The 15,055-nt window shown below is 73.4% G+C and carries 8 protein-coding genes; 4 read left to right on the forward strand and 4 right to left on the reverse strand.

Features of this window, described 5'->3' with window-relative positions; translation table 11 throughout:
• The first annotated feature begins 80 nt into the window (after positions 1 to 80).
• Positions 81 to 950 (forward strand): ACP S-malonyltransferase, encoded by an 870-nt coding sequence (locus HNP84_RS28135; RefSeq protein WP_185052951.1) that lies wholly within the window; start codon positions 81 to 83, stop codon positions 948 to 950.
• Positions 951 to 1,047: 97 nt separating this feature from the next.
• On the opposite strand, the gene HNP84_RS28140 is transcribed toward HNP84_RS28135, so the two are convergent.
• Positions 1,048 to 2,265 (reverse strand): class I SAM-dependent methyltransferase, encoded by a 1,218-nt coding sequence (locus HNP84_RS28140; protein WP_185052952.1) that lies wholly within the window; start codon positions 2,263 to 2,265, stop codon positions 1,048 to 1,050.
• 145 nt (positions 2,266 to 2,410) lie between these two features.
• Here HNP84_RS28140 and HNP84_RS28145 point away from each other — a divergent pair, with 145 nt between their 5' ends.
• Entirely contained in the window at positions 2,411 to 3,682 is a 1,272-nt protein-coding gene (locus HNP84_RS28145; protein ID WP_185052953.1) for an activator-dependent family glycosyltransferase, read from the forward strand.
• 26 nt (positions 3,683 to 3,708) lie between these two features.
• Positions 3,709 to 4,428 carry a class I SAM-dependent DNA methyltransferase gene (locus HNP84_RS28150; protein WP_185052954.1) on the forward strand — a complete coding sequence of 240 codons (720 nt, stop codon included), beginning with the start codon at positions 3,709 to 3,711 and terminating at the stop codon, positions 4,426 to 4,428.
• Positions 4,429 to 4,519: 91 nt separating this feature from the next.
• Here the strand turns inward: HNP84_RS28150 and HNP84_RS28155 are convergent, their stop codons facing one another.
• From HNP84_RS28155 to HNP84_RS28165, 3 genes are read right to left on the reverse strand one after another with little or no spacing between them, the layout of a single operon-like run.
• Positions 4,520 to 5,476, reverse strand: coding sequence for an NAD-dependent epimerase/dehydratase family protein (locus tag HNP84_RS28155; RefSeq protein WP_185052955.1), 957 nt, complete (start codon positions 5,474 to 5,476; stop codon positions 4,520 to 4,522).
• A 52-nt stretch (positions 5,477 to 5,528) separates the two neighbouring features.
• Positions 5,529 to 7,163 carry an HAL/PAL/TAL family ammonia-lyase gene (locus HNP84_RS28160; RefSeq protein WP_185052956.1) on the reverse strand — a complete coding sequence of 545 codons (1,635 nt, stop codon included), beginning with the start codon at positions 7,161 to 7,163 and terminating at the stop codon, positions 5,529 to 5,531.
• A 31-nt stretch (positions 7,164 to 7,194) separates the two neighbouring features.
• A complete protein-coding gene (locus HNP84_RS28165) occupies positions 7,195 to 8,280 on the reverse strand; it encodes an arylcarboxylate reductase (protein ID WP_185052957.1) in 1,086 nt (361 codons plus the stop codon).
• A gap of 356 nt (positions 8,281 to 8,636) precedes the next feature.
• Between HNP84_RS28165 and HNP84_RS28170 the strand changes: the two genes are divergently transcribed.
• Positions 8,637 to 15,038 carry a type I polyketide synthase gene (locus HNP84_RS28170; RefSeq protein WP_221336856.1) on the forward strand — a complete coding sequence of 2,134 codons (6,402 nt, stop codon included), beginning with the start codon at positions 8,637 to 8,639 and terminating at the stop codon, positions 15,036 to 15,038.
• The last annotated feature ends 17 nt before the right edge of the window (positions 15,039 to 15,055 follow it).

Raw genomic sequence — 15,055 nt, forward strand, 5'->3', positions numbered from 1 at the left:
TTGTGAGCCTAGGTTACTTCTTCAAGGCCGGCGCGGCACTCGAGCCGCAGGGCCTCGAATTCTATGAACGCTATCCCAGCATGCGCGAGTGGTGCGAGCAGGCGGCCGGGTGGGTCGATCTGGACGCCCGGGAACTGCTCGCGATGGAGTCGCGGCGGGGCGATCCCCTCTATTTCGCGCTGCTGCGCAACATGGTGGTCTCGCTCGGCGTCATGGACATCCTCGCCGAGGCCGGCGTGCAGCCCAAGGCGATGGCGGGCCACTGCGCCGGCGTCATGCCGGCCGCCGCGGCGGCCGGTGGCGTGGACCGCAAGGACCTCATCACGCTGATCGGGCGGATCGCCGAGGCCCCCGGCACCGACGACAGCGGACGCACGGAGGGCCTGGCCCAGCTCGCCTTCGCCGAGGGCACCAGCCCCGCCGAGATCGAGTGGTTCTACGGCGACGAGTGGCCCGACGTGTACCTCGCGGCCGACTCCGGGCTGATCGCGGATGGCTCGTACCGCATCATCACGGTCTCCGGCTACATGGACGACCTGGAGAAACTCGCCGCCCGGATGCCGCGCAAGGAGCAGGTGCGCCTGTACGACACCTACGGCGCGGTGCACAGCCCCCGGTACAAGCCGATCCGCGACCACCTTGAGCCGTTCGTCCGGGCCACCGCGTTCCACGACCCGGTGGTGCCGATCTACTGCGGGCTCCAGCGCGAGCCGATCACGAAGGGCGAGCAACTGGCCGGGATCTTCATACGCTGCTTGACCGAGCCGGTGTGGGTGGACAACGTGCGGCTCGGGCTGAAGACGGAGGGCGTCCGGCTGGCGATAGCACCCGGCCCCGGCTCGCCGGCGCAGATGGAGTTCCTGCAGTGGCCGTTCGACGTGCTGGAGGTCCGCACGCCGGACGACGTCGTGAAGGCCATCGCCACCCTGGACGAGTACGCGGTGGGGTGATCCCCCGGTACGGCGAGCGCAACCGGAACAGGACCGCCCTTGCGAAAGGGCGGTCCTGTTCGGTTGCCGGAGGGGAGAAGTACCGGAGGGGGAGTCGTCACACTATGCGCACCTCGGGGACCCACAGGATCCACTTGCCGCCCGCCTCGTGGAAGGCCCGCTCCTTGGCCATGATCTCCTCGGCGTGGTTCCAGGCGAACAGCAGCGCGTAGTCCGGGTACGGGTCGGAGAACGCCGACGGGGGCCGCACCGGCAGGTGCGAGCCGGGGGTGAGCCGGCCCTGCTTGGCCGCCGTCGAGTCGGTCACGTACGCCACCAGGTCGGGCCCGATCCCGCAGTAGTTCGTCACCGTCGCGCTCTTGGCGGCGGCGCCGTACCCGATGACGGTGCGGCCCTGGGCGCGCAGGTCGGTCAGCAGGGCGACGAGGTCGTCGCGGTTCTTGCGGACGTTGGCCGCGAACCCCCGCAGCGTCTCCATGCGCCCCAGGCCCAGCTCCTCCTCCTCGGCCAGCAGCTCGGCGACGCTCGCGGTCGGGTGCCGGGCGCCCTGCCTGGCCAGGGTGTACCTGACCTCGCCGCCGTGCACGGGCAGCCGCTCGACGTCCACGAGCGCGAACCCGTGCCGCTCGGCCATCGCCCGCACCGAACGCGCGGTGAAGAAGTAGAAGTGCTCGTCGTAGATCTGGTCGAACGCCGAGCGCCGGACGATGTCGCCGAGGTACGGGTCCTCGAAGACGAAGATGCCGTCCGGCTTCAGCAGCCGGTCCACCCCGGACAGGATGGACTCCATGTAGGGGATGTGCGAGATCGTGTTGGCGGCGAAGATGACGTCGGCCGGCCCGTCGGCCGCGCGGATGCCGGCCGCGGTCGAGTCCTGGAAGAACTCGGAGATCACCCGGACCCCCGCCGCCTTCGCCAGCTCCGCCACGCCGCCGCAGGGCTCCACGCCCAGATGCCGGACGCCCTCCTCGGCGACGGCCTTCAACATGATCCCGTCGTTGCACCCGAGCTCGACGATGAACGGATCGTGCCCGGTCAGCTCCGTCTCCAGGAAGTGCCGCGCGGTGGCGTCGAAATGTTTCCGCATGACCGACGAACCCGACGAATGATACGGGTACGCGTCATGGAACATCCGAATGCGCGGGACTTCTTCGACGAGCTGGACCATGGTGCAGGACCCGCACAGTCCCACGGCCAGCCGGAAGAAGAACTCGTCATCGGTCTGACCGACCTCGCGGAACGCGTTGGCCAGGGGCTGCTGTCCGAAGTCCAAGAATTCTTCGACAGGCCCACCGCACACACGACAATTGAGCATGTCGAAACCGTATTTCCGCGTGGTGGTGCACGCAACCCCTAGTGGAACGGCCGCTAGGGGTTGACGCCCCGGCCCGGATAAAACACGCTCGGCCTATCTCGCAAATCGTGGGGCAAGGGTTTTCGCGATATCGGAGGGGGCTGGAATGCGCGTCCTGGTCGTGACGCTGCCGGCGAAGACGCACCTGTACAACATGGTGCCGCTGGCGTGGGCCATGCACGTGACCGGGCACGAGGTCGTCGTGGCCAGCACGCCGGACGCGGCCGGCGTGATCGCCGGGACCGGCCTGCCCTCCGTGCCCCTGGGCAGCCCGGTCCACCTGGACGAGGCGATGCGCCGCGAGCCGCGTGACCCCGCCATGGGGCAGAGCGCGTGGGTGGACATCGCCGAGCCCGACGAGCGCAAGATGACCTGGGACTTCGTGCTGCCCATCATCACCTACGGGTCGTACCTGTTCCAGACGGTCAACACCGACAAGGTGATCGACGACATGGTGGCGTTCGCCCGGGAGTGGAAGCCCGACCTGGTGATCTGGGACCCGCTGATGTTCGCCGCGCCGATCGCCGCCCGCGCCGTAGGGGCCGCGCACGCCCGGATGCTGTGGGGGCCCGACCTGATCGGCCGGATCAGGAAGATCTTCCTGCGCTTCCTGGACCACCCGTTGTCGGAGTTCACCGAGGACCCGCTCGGCGACTGGCTGCGGCGCAGCGCCCGGCGGTACGGCCAGCGCTTCGATGAGGAGATGGTCGCCGGGCAGTGGACGATCGACCCCACCCCGCAGTGGTTGCAGTACTCCGTGGACCTGGAGTACGTGCCGATCCGGTTCGTCCACTACAACGGGCCGTCGGAGATCCCCGGCTGGGCGCTGGAGAAGCCGGACCGGCCGCGCATCGTGCTCACCCTCGGCCTGTCCAAGCGGGAGCTGGAGGGCGACGTGTCGCGCTTCCTGTCGGCGATGCTGGAGGCGGTGGAGGGCCTCGACGTCGAGGTGATCGCCACGCTCGACCCGCTCCAGCTCGGGCGGGCCGCCCGCGTGCCCGCGAACGTCAAGACGGTCGACTTCGTACCGCTGAACACGATCCTGCAGACCAGCTCGGCCATCGTGCACCACGGCGGCTTCGGCACCTTCGGCAACGCCCTGGCCCGCGGGGTGCCCCAGTTCCTCGTCCCGGACGACACCTGGGACACCGTGCTCATCGGCGACCACCTGGTCCGGCGCGGCGCCGGCATGTGCATACCGCCTGAGCGGCGCTCGCCGGGGGAACTGCGCGAGGCCATCCAGCGCATCATCACCGACCCGTCGTACCGGGAGAACGCGCTGGCCCTCAGCCGGGAGAACCAGGAACTGCCCGGACCCGTGGACCTCGTGCCGGTCCTGGAGTCGCTGACCGCCAAGCACCGCGTGGCGCGCGGCTGACCCGGCGCGCCGGAAGGAGACCCGCCGTGTACGGAGCCGACACCGCCGCGATCTACGACCAGCAGCACCGGGCCCGCGGCAAGGACTACGAGGGCGAGGCCCGCTACGTCGCCGAGCAGATCCTCGCCCGCTTCCCGGGCGCGCGCTCGCTGCTCGACGTCGCCTGCGGCACCGGCGGCCACTACGAGCCGTTCCGCGCCTACTTCGGCACCATCGAGGGCGTCGACCTGTCCGAGCCCATGCTGCGGATCGCCCGCGCCGCCCACCCCGGCGCCGTCTTCCACCGGGGCGACATGCGCGACTTCGACCTCGGCCGCACCTTCGACGCCGTCACCTGCCTGTTCGCCTCCATCGCCTACGTCGCCTCCCAGGCGGAGCTGCGCCGGGCGCTGGAGCGGTTCGCGGCGCACGTCGTGCCCGGGGGAGTGGTGGCGGTGGAGCCGTGGTGGTTCCCCGAGACGTTCCTGGACGACTCGGTCTCGCGCGCGATCGTGGAGGGCGAGGGCCGTACCATCGCGCGGGTGACGCACACCGTCCGCGACGGCGACGCGTCCCGGATGGAGGCGCACTACCTGGTCGCCGAGCCGGGCGTGGGCGTGCGCCACTTCACCGAGACGCACCGGGCCATGCTGTTCACCAGGGAGCAGTACGAGGACGCCTTCGTCCGGGCCGGGCTGAAGCCCGAGTACCTGGCGGGCACGCAGAGCGGCCGGGGCCTGTTCGTGGGCGTCCGCGAGGCGCTGTAGCGGTCCTGTAGCAGCGTGAGCGCGCCGGGGTTCCCCGGCGCGCTCACGTCGTCGTCTCAGGCCGTCTGTCGTCTCAGGCCGTCTGGCCGCTTCAGCGGTGGCTGACCTCGGCGTCCAGGGTCAGCTCGCGCCAGAAGTCGCGCACCGACTCCCGCAGGGTCCGCCGCGGACGCCAGCCGAGCAGTTCCGCCGCGCGGCTGATGTCCACCTGCAGCCAGTCCTCGTCCGAGCCGGCCTTGGTGGTCCGGCCGGCCTCGACCTCCAGCAGCCTGGCCGGGATGCCGCTCAGCTCGATGAGCAGGTGCACCAGGCTGCGCACGGCGACGACCTCGCCCCGCCCGATGTCCACGACCTCCCCGCACACCGGCGCGGCCGTGGCCAGCGCCACCGCGTCCGCCACGTCGCGCACGTCCACGTAGTCGCGGTGCGCGCGCAGCGGCGAGAGCCGCACCGTCGCGGTCCCGCCGCCGGCCGCCGCGAGCAGGTGCTCGGCCACCTGGCCGAGCAGGCTGATCTGCGGGGTCCCGGGGCCGGCGCAGTTGGCGACGCGCAGCACCATCGCGTCCACGCCGCCCGTCCTGGCCGCGGCCACGACCGCCTCGGTGGCCGCCAGCTTGGCCTTGCCGTACTCGCTGGTGGGGACGGCCGCGGTGTGCGCGCCCACGGTCATGCCCGCGCCGCCGGAGCCGTACTCCAGGACCGACCCCAGGTGGATCAGCCGGGGGCGGTGGGTCATCAGCCCCATCGCCTCCACCACCGACAGGGTCGGCAGCGTCACGGCCGGCCACATCTCCGGCTCCGTCTTGCTCCAGATGCTGCCGACGGCGTTCACCACGACGCGGGGACGCACCTCCTCCAGTGTCGCGGCGAGGGCGCTCGCGCTGAGCGCGGACAGGTCCAGGCGCAGGAACGGGTGGGCGAACCGGGCCGGCGGCGGTCGCCGGCCGGTCGCCAGCACCTCGCCGCCCGCCGCCGCGAACGCGTCGCAGATGTGACGGCCGACGAAACCGGTGCCGCCGAGCACCATGACCCTACCGCCGAAGGGCATGCGAACTCCCGCTGTCTTACGATCTCCAAAGGGTCACCCGGGCGCCGAAGGGCTACCCCGGCACGCGCTCGCCGGCCGGCAGCCCTTCGCTCACGATCCGGCGCAGCGCGCCCGTCTTGATCAGCTCGGCCACGGCGTGGATGTCGCGGTCCATGCGCCGGTCGGCCGCCACGAACGGCGCGTGCGCCCGGATCAGCTCGTACGCCGTGCGCACCGCCGGCGAGGCGAGCCCGGGGCCGCGCAGGTCGAGCGCCTGGGCCAGGGCCAGCAGGTGGATCGCCGCGACGTTGCGGGTGCACTCGATGATCGTGCGCGCGTCCCGGGCGGCGATGGTGCCCATGCTGACCTTGTCCTGGTTGTGCGCCTCGGTCGAGCGCGAGAACACCGTGGCCGGCGAGGAGTGCTTCAGAGCCTCGGCGGTGACGGCGGAGGCGGCGATCTGCATCCCCTTGAAGCCGTGGTGCAGCCCGGCCTCCCACTGGTCGTCCTCGACCCGCGGGATCAGGTTGGGCGTCAGGCCGGAGTTGAACTTCTCGTCCACCACCAGCTCCATCTGCCGGTCCAGCAGGTCGGCCACGCTCGCGACGGCCACCTTCAGGCTGTCCATCGCGTGCCCCACGTGCCCGGCGTAGAAGTTGCCGCCGTGGTGGAGCGCGCCCTCGCCGGCGTCGAACAGCGGGTTGTCCGTGGAGGAGTTGATCTCCACGGTGACCCACCGCTCCGCCCACTCCAGGCAGTCGCGCAGCACGCCGATGACGTGCGGGGCGCAGCGCACGGAGTACTTGTCCTGGATCGGCTGGGACAGGCCCAGGAACGTCCGCTCCCCGATGGGGATGCGGTGCCCCAGGATCTCCTGGTAGCTCGTGGTGAGCTGGGAGCCGTCGAGCAGCGAGGAGATCAGCTCGGCGCTGGCCACCTGGCCCGGATGCGGCTTGTTGTGGTGGATGAACGGGCTGAAGTGCGAGGTGTTGCCGAGCAGCGCCTCGCAGGTCATCGCGCTGGCCAGATCGGCCGCGAACGCCAGCTCCCACGCGTCGGCGACCGCCAGCGCGGCGAAAGCGGAGGTGAAGGACGTCCCGTTGATCAGGGCCAGGCCCTCCTTCGGCTCCAGCGTCAGCGGGGCGATGCCCGCCTCGCGCAGGGCGTCCAGCACCGGCCGCGTACGGCCCTCGTGCAGCACGTCCCCCTCGCCGAGCAGCGCCGCCGCCACGTAGCACAGCGGCACGAGGTCGCCGCTCGCGCCGAGCGACCCCTGCTCCGGGATCAGCGGCAGCATGTCGGCCTGCAAGTGGCGCAGCAGCGTCGCCGCGACCTCGGGCCGCACCGCCGACGGCCCCCGCACCAGGCAGTTCGCCCGGATGAGCATGGTCGCCCTGGTGACGTCCGGCGCGGCGGTCGTCCCGACCCCGTTCAGGTGGTAGAGGATCAGGTTGCGCTGCAGCTCCGCCGCCTTCGCCGGGGCGATCTGACGGGCGCAACTGTCCCCGAACCCGGTCGTCACCCCGTAGATGGGGATGCGCGCGTCGATCAGCTCGCGCTTGAGCACGACCGCTTCCTTCATCGCCGCGATCGACGGCTCGGCGATGTCCACGGCGACCGTGCCCCCGCTCGGGCGGGAGACGCGGACGACGTCCTGGACGGTGAGCGTCTCACCGTCCAGGCACACATTATCGACGAAGATCTCCACACTGACTCCCGGTCGGCCTGCGCCCTCGGCGCTAGTAGATGTCCTCGGGCGTGTTCTGGGCGACGTACAGCGGGCCGACGTTCGCGACGCCGTCGCTCGGCCAGCGGTCGCCGGTGTCGAACCGCACGGCCTGGTCGCGCTCCAGGATGTTGGGCAGGAACAGGTCGTCCTGCAGGATCGTCACCTTGACCTGGCCCACCTGGCCGTACTCCACGGGGGTCGTCCAGTCGTGCTTCTCGACCACCGTGAACTGCACCTGCGGGTACGGCGGCACGTGCGGCAGCAGCGCGCCCCCGTCCTCGGGGGGAAGCATCGGCGCGATGCCGTAGAGCGTGTTGCCGTACCACAGCGCGCACACCCCCGAGCCGAGCACGTCCACGAAGTCGGCGTACATCTCCGGGGTCACCCGGGTGCCGACGAGGGCGACGCCCTGGAGCCGCGCGGCGTGCGCGCGGTGCTTGGTCAGCATCAGGTGGAACAGCGCGGGCGTGGTGCACAGGTAGTGGATCTCCTGGGTGTCCAGGATCTGGATGATCTGCTCCAGGAGGTGGTCGGTGTACTCGTTGGCCACCGGCAGGTTCCCGGCCCTGATCATCCGCTTGACCCAGCGCGGGTCCATGTCGATCGTGTGGACCTGGCCGGCGTAGGGGTACTGGTCGGTGATCTCGGAGATGCTGTTGCCCACGATGTGCGGCCCCGTCGGGCTCGCCTGCAGCCAGTTGCGGCCCTCGTCGAACCCGTCCTTGACCAGGGCCCACCGCTTCCACTCGCCGCGCTCGGCGATCGTGTCGTCGGTCAGGAACACCCGGCAGGGCTTGCCGGTCGTGCCGCCGGTCTCCCACACCCGGCCGGACAGCGGACGCGGCACCGCCTGCGGCACGAGCGCCGCCGGGTCGATCGTGCGCAGGATCTCCAGGGGGAACGGGCCGAAGTTCACCAGGTCGGCGAACGTCTCGATCTCCAGGGGATCGAAGCCGAGGTCGGCGACCCGCTTGAGCCAGTACGGCGCACCGGTGTCCGGGTGGAAGTTGCGCCGCACGACGCGGCGCGTCCACGCGTCCAGGTCGTGGCCGAGCCAGTCGCCGATCAGCGACCGGTCGTACGCTTGAGCGTCCATACCCTTCCTCTCCGACGGCGCCGCTCGCCCCGTGCGGCTCCTCGCCAGCGGCAGTGACGGTCTGCGTTTCAATTGCGCGGCTTTCGCGGCCAATCGAAATAGGGGGCGGCGTTATTTCGCAGACGAGTGGACGATGACCAAGCTACTCATCGGAAAGCGGGGCGGTCATCCCCTAGGCGCCCGCCGCCACCCCTACTGTTCTCCGCCGTGGCCGCGTCCGGGCAGGCGGGGGCGTGGCGCGGGCATAGGGGTTACCGGCGGCGCCGCCCGTGATTATCGTCCCCGGTGTATCTCGCCTTTCGCGTGCCATTGCGCATGCGCGCGCCGGATTCGGAGCGACCATGACTGGATATGGCTTGACCACTGCGCCACGCGACGACGTCCGGCGGGAGGAGGCCGCCGAGCCGATCGCGATCGTCGGAATGGCATGCCGCTTTCCCGGGGCGGTGAGCTCCCCGGAGGACCTGTGGCGGCTGGTGTCGGCGGGCGTGGACGCGGTGACCCCCTTCCCGGCCGACCGCGGCTGGGACACCGCCGCCCTGTTCGACGCCGATCCCGCCCTGGCCGGCACCGACTACGGCCGGGAGGGCGGCTTCCTCGACGGGGCCACCGACTTCGACCCCGCCTTCTTCGGCATCTCGCCGCGCGAGGCCACCGGGATGGACCCGCAGCAGCGGCTCGCGCTGGAGACCGCCTGGGAGGCGTTCGAGCGGGCCGGGATCGACCCCCGCTCGATGCGCGGCAGCGAGACGGCCGTCTACATGGGCGTCATGTACCACGACCAGGTCCCGGAGGGCGCCCAGGGCGAGGGCCTGACCGGCGGCATGAGCAGCGCCGTCTCCGGCCGGGTCGCGCACATCCTCGGCTTGGAGGGGGCGGCGGTGACGGTGGACACCGCCTGCTCGTCCTCGCTGGTCGCACTGCACCTGGCCTGCCAGGCGCTGCGCCAGCGCGACTGCGCGCTCGCCCTCGCCGGCGGCGTGACCGTGATGGCCTACCCCGCGGCGTTCCTCGGCTTCGCGCAGACCGGCACCCTGGCCAGGGACGGGCGCTGCAAGCCCTTCTCCGCCGCCGCCGACGGCATGGGCTGGGCCGAGGGCGTCGGCATACTGCTGGTGGAGCGGCTGTCGGACGCGGTCAGGAACGGCCGCGAGGTGCTGGCCGTCGTGCCCGGCTCCGCCATGAACCAGGACGGCGCGACCAACGGCCTGATGACCCCGAGCGACCGGTCCCAGCGGCGGGTGATCCGCCAGGCGCTGGCCAACGCCCGGCTCGTCCCCGCCGACGTGGACGTGGTGGAGGCGCACGGCACGGGCACCCTCGTCGGAGACCCGATCGAGGCGGCCGCGCTGAACGCCGTCTACGGCGAGGGCAGGGACGCCTCCCGGCCGCTCTGGCTCGGCTCGGTGAAGTCCAACTTCGGCCACACCCAGGCCGCCGCCGGGGTCGCCGGGGTGATCAAGATGGTCATGGCGCTGAAGCACGGCGTCCTGCCGAAGACCCTGCACGTGGATGAGCCCTCGCCGCGCATCGACTGGTCCTCCGGGGCCCTGCGGCTGCTCACCGACCACCGCGAGTGGCCCGCGAACGGAGCCCCGCGCAGGGCGGGCGTGTCCGCCTTCGGGCTCAGCGGCACCAACGCGCACGTCATCATCGAGCAGCCCCCCGGTGCGGCGCCGGGGGAGGCCGGGGGCGAGACGGCGCGTGGCCTGGTCGCCAGCGGCGGGCCGGTGCCGCTCGTGGTCTCCGGCCGGTCGGCGCAGGCGCTCGCGGCGCAGGCGGAGCGGCTGCGGGCGCTCCTGGAGGCCGACCCCGCCCTGCGCCTCGCCGACGTCGGCTGGTCCCTGGCGCGGACGCGGGCCGCCCTGGAGCACCGCGGCGTCGTCCTGGCCACCGGCCGCGACGAGGCGATCGGCGGGCTCGCCGCCCTCGCCGAGGGCCGGGCCGCGGTCGGCGTGACGACCGGGGTCGCCCGCCCCGGCGAGATCGTGATGGTCTTCCCCGGCCAGGGCTCCCAGTGGGCCGGCATGGGGGCCGCGCTGCTGGAGTCGAGCGAGGTGTTCGCCGCCGCGGTCGCGGAGTGCGAGGCGGCGCTGGCGCCGTACGTGGACTGGTCGCTGCCTGCGGTGCTGCGCGGCGAGGGCGACCTGGAGCGGGTGGACGTCGTCCAGCCCGCGCTGTTCGCCGTCATGGTCGCCCTGGCCCGGATGTGGGAGTCGGCCGGGATCAGGCCCGACGTCGTCGTCGGCCACTCGCAGGGCGAGATCGCCGCCGCGTACGTGGCGGGCGCGCTGTCGCTGGACGACGCCGCCCGGGTGGTCGCGCTGCGCAGCAAGGCCGTGCTGGAGCTCGCGGGCGCCGGGGCGATGGCCCAGCTCGCGCTCGGGGAGGCCGAGACCCGCGAGCTGCTGCGGCCGTGGGGAGAGGAGGCCGTCGTCGCGGCCGTCAACGGCCCCTCCGCCACGGTGGTCTCGGGCACGCCCGGCGCCGTTGAGGACGTGCTCGCCCGCGCCGAGGCGCGCGGCGTGCGCGGCCGGCGGATACCGGTCAACTACGCCTCGCACAGCCCGCAGGTGCGCCGGCTCGGTGACCGGCTCCTGGCGGACCTCGCCGGCATCGCGCCCCGGACGAGCTCGGCCGTCTTCCACTCGACGGTCACCGGCGGCCCCCTGGACACCGGCGGCCTGGACGCGCACTACTGGTACCGCAACCTCTGCGAACCGGTGCGGTTCGCCCCGGTCATCGCCGCGCTCGCCGAGAAGGCGGCGCTGTTCGTCGAGGTGAGCCCGCACCCCGTGCTCACCACCGCCGTGCAGGACCTCGCGCAGCGGGCCCGCGCCGCCGTCGTGGAGACCCTGCGCCGCGACGACGGCGGGCTCGGCCGCTTCATGCTCAGCCTGGCCGGCGCCCACGTCGCCGGCGCCGCGATCGACTGGGACGCCGTCCTGGCCGGCACACGCCCGCGGCGGGTCGCCCTGCCCACGTACGCCTTCCAGCGCGAGCGGTGCTGGCCCGACCCCTCCGCCGGAGGCCACGCGAACCTGGCCTCGGCCGGGCTCGTCCCCGCCGGGCACCCCCTGCTGGCCGCCCGGATCGACCTGCCGGGCCGGGGCGAGTGCGTGCTGACGGGACGGCTCTCCCTCACCGCCCAGCCGTGGCTGGGCGACCACCGGGTGGGCGGCGTCGCGGTCGTGCCCGGCGCCGTCGTCGCCGAGCTGGTGGTCCGCGCCGGGGACGAGACCGGCTGCGGGCGTGTCGCCGAGCTGCTCCTCCAGGCGCCGCTGATCCTGCCCGGCGAGGGCGGCGTCCACGTCCAGGTCGCCGTGGGCGCCGCCGGCCCCGACGGCGCCCGGGACGTGGCCGTGTACGCCGTGCCCGAGAGCGGCGGCGAGTGGACCTGCAACGCCACCGGCACGCTCGTGCCCGACCCGGGCGAACTGGGCGAACCGGGCGAGGCGACCGCCGCATGGCCGCCGCCGGGCGCGGAACCCGTCGCCGTACAGGACTTCTACGCGGACATGTCCGGCGCCGGCTACGAGTACGGCCCCGCCTTCCAGGGCGTGCGCGGTGCCTGGCGGCGCGGCGAGGAGGTGTTCGCCGAGGTCGCCCTTCCCCCGGAGCTGCGCGGGGAGGCCGGCCGCTTCGTGCTGCACCCGGTGCTGCTGGACGCCGCGCTCCAGGCCATGGGGTTCGCGGAGGTGGGCGGCGAGGTCGCCGAGGGCCGCGTGTTGCTGCCGTTCACCTTCACCGGGCTGTCCGTGCTCGCCGGGGGCGCGTCGGCGGCGAGGGTGCGCATCGTGCCGAAGGACGACGGCGGGGCCTCGATCGAGCTGAGCGACCCCGCAGGAGCGCCGCTGGCGGTCCTCGACTCGCTGGGACTGCGGGCGGTCGCCCTCGGCGACCTCGGCGCCACCGGCTCCGCCGCCCGCGACGACTCCTACCACCTGGACTGGACGCCGGTCCCGCTCCGCCCCGCCGACGCGGGCCGGTGCGTCGTCGCCGGCCCCGATCCGCTCGGCGTGGCCGCCGGCCTGCGCCGCGCCGGCCTGGGCGTGGAGAGCTTCCCGGACCTCGACGCCGTCACCGGCGCCCCCGACGTGCTGGTGGTGTGCGCCCCGGCGGACACCGCCGCGGCCCCTCAGGACGCCGCCCCCGGACATGCCGCGCCCGCCTCCGCCCCCGTCTCCGCCGCGGTCGCGGCGCGCGACGCCGCCGCCACGATGCTCGCGACCGTGCAGCGCTGGCTGCGAGACGACCGGTACGCCGAGACCCGTCTGGTCGTCGTGACCAGGGACGCCGTCTCCTGCCCCGAGGGCGCGCGCCCCCGTGAGACGCCCCCGGACCCGGTGCAGGCCGCGGTGTGGGGCCTGCTCCGCTCGGTGCGGGCCGAGGCCCCCGGCAGGGTGAGCCTCATCGACGTGGACGGCGGGCCGGTCCCCTGGGCGGGCGTGCTCGCCGCCGAGGACGAGCCCGAGATCGCCGTACGCGGCCGGGCCGCGCTCGCCCCCCGCCTGGAGCGGATCGTCCCGGGCGCCTCCGGAGTCGCGCTGATCCCGCCGCCCGGAACCGGCTGGCGGGTGGACACCACGGCGCCCGGCAGCCTGGAGGCGGTCACGATCGTGCCCGCCGAGGCCGACCGCGGGCCGCTCGGCCACGGCGACGTACGCGTCGAAGTCCATGCGGCCGGCGTGAACTTCCGCGACGTCCTCGTCGGGCTCGGCATGTATCCCGACCCCGGCGCCATGGGCAACGAGGCGGCGGGCGTCGTGACCGAGGTGGGGCCGGGCGTCACCCGGCTGCGGCCGGGAGACCACGTCCTGGGCTTCATGCGCGAGTGCTGGGGCCCCGCGGCGCTGGCCGACGAGAGGGTGCTGGCGAAGATGCCGGACGCCTGGTCGTTCGAGGAGGCGGCGGCGGTCCCGGTGGCGTACGTGACGGCGCTGTACGGGCTGATCGACCTCGGCAGGCTGGCGGCGGGCGAGACGGTCGTGGTGCACGCGGCGACCGGCGGCGTCGGCACCGCCGCCGTCCAGGTGGCCCGGTGGGCGGGCGCGCGGGTCCTCGGCACGGCGAGCGAGGGCAAGTGGCCGGTTCTGCGCGAGATGGGCCTGGCACAGGAGGAGATCGCCTCCTCCCGGACGGCGGAGTTCGCCGGCCGCTTCCGCCGGGCCGCCCCGGAAGGGGTGGACGTCGTGCTCAACTGCCTGGCGGGCGAGCTCGTGGACGCCTCCCTCGGCCTGCTGCGCCCCGGGGGCCGCCTCGTCGAGATGGGCAAGACCGACCTGCGCGACCCGGGCGAGCTGGCGGACCGCCACCCCGGCGTCGAGTACGTCTCCTTCGACGCGGCCGCCCTGGATCTCGACCGCATGGGCGGCCTGCTGGCACGGGTGATGGACCTGTTCGCGCAGGGCGCGCTGGCGCTTCCGCCCGTCACGACGGCCGACATCCGCCAGGCCCCCCGGGTGCTGCGCTGGATGAGCCAGGCCGGGCACGTCGGCAAGATCGTGCTGCGCACGCCGCGCGCCCTCGACCCCGACGGCACCGTACTGATCACCGGCGGCACGGGCACGCTCGGCCGGCTCCTCGCCCGCCATCTGGTCACGGCGCACGGGGCCCGGCGGCTGCTCCTGGTCTCCCGCTCCGGCAAGGCCGCGCCGGGCGTGGAGGACGACCTGGCGGACCTGGGCGCCGACGTCCGGGTGGAGGCGTGCGACGTCGCCGACCGGGCGGCGCTCGCCGCCCTGCTGCGGGATGTGCGGCTGACCGCGGTGATCCACGCCGCCGGCGTCCTGGACGACGGCATGGTGCTGTCGCAGGACGAGGCCAGGCTCGCCCGGGTCCTCCGCCCCAAGATCGACGGCGCGGTCAACCTGGACGAGCTGACCCGATCGGCCGACCTGGCCTGGTTCGTCATGTTCTCCTCCGTCACCGGCGTGATCGGCGGTCCCGGACAGGCCGGCTACGCGGCGGCCAACGCCTTCCTGGACGCCCTCGCCCAGCGCCGCAGGGCCGAGGGGCTGCCCGGCCTGTCCCTGGCCTGGGGGATCTGGGCCCCCGCCAGCGGGATGACCGCCCACCTCACCGAGGCCGACCGGACGCGCATGCGCGCCGGCGGCGTGGCCGCGCTGAGCGCCGAGGACGGCCTGGCGCTGTTCGACGCGGCCCTGCGCGCCGACGTCGGCGTACAGGTGCCCGCCCGGTTCGACCTGGCCCGGTGGCGCGAGACCGCCGCCGACGAGGGCGTCCCCGCGCTGCTGCGCGACCTGATCGCGGCGCCCGCCCGGCGTACGGCGGCGGCCGTCCGGGAGGAGGAGCCCGATCTGCGGGCCATGCTCGCCGGCCGGTCCCGGGAGGAGCGGGAGAGCATCGTCACCGGCATCGTCGTGGACAACGTCGCGGTCGTCCTGGGCCACCGCTCGACCGCCGGGATCGACCTGGAACGCGGCTTCTTCGACATCGGCTTCGACTCGCTCACCGCCGTCGAGCTGCGCAACCGCCTCAACGCGGCCACCGGCCTGCGGCTGCCGGTGTCCTACATCTACGACAACCCGACGCCGGAGACCCTGGTCGCGCACCTGCTGGCGACATGCGGCGCCGACGACCCGGCCCCCGCCTCGATCCTGTCCGAGCTGGAGGGACTCGAACAGGCCGTCGCGGCCGCCGCCCCCGAGCAGGACCTGCGCGCCGAGCTGCGAGAACGCCTCCACGTCCTGCTGTCCAAGCTGGAGGACCCTCCGGCCCTGCCCGTCCTGGACTGATCGACGGCCGACGCCGC

Source organism: Thermocatellispora tengchongensis, assembly GCF_014202315.1.
In the GTDB taxonomy this organism is placed as follows: Bacteria; Actinomycetota; Actinomycetes; order Streptosporangiales; family Streptosporangiaceae; genus Thermocatellispora; species Thermocatellispora tengchongensis.

Excerpts from the sequence above, each read along its gene's own strand:
- HNP84_RS28135 (WP_185052951.1), top strand. The coding sequence starts at position 81 with ATGCGCGAGTGGTGCGAGCAGGCGGCCGGGTGGGTCGATCTGGACGCC.
- HNP84_RS28140 (WP_185052952.1), bottom strand. The coding sequence starts at position 2,265 with ATGCTCAATTGTCGTGTGTGCGGTGGGCCTGTCGAAGAATTCTTGGAC.
- HNP84_RS28145 (WP_185052953.1), top strand. The coding sequence starts at position 2,411 with ATGCGCGTCCTGGTCGTGACGCTGCCGGCGAAGACGCACCTGTACAAC.
- HNP84_RS28155 (WP_185052955.1), bottom strand. The coding sequence starts at position 5,476 with ATGCCCTTCGGCGGTAGGGTCATGGTGCTCGGCGGCACCGGTTTCGTC.
- HNP84_RS28165 (WP_185052957.1), bottom strand. The coding sequence starts at position 8,280 with ATGGACGCTCAAGCGTACGACCGGTCGCTGATCGGCGACTGGCTCGGC.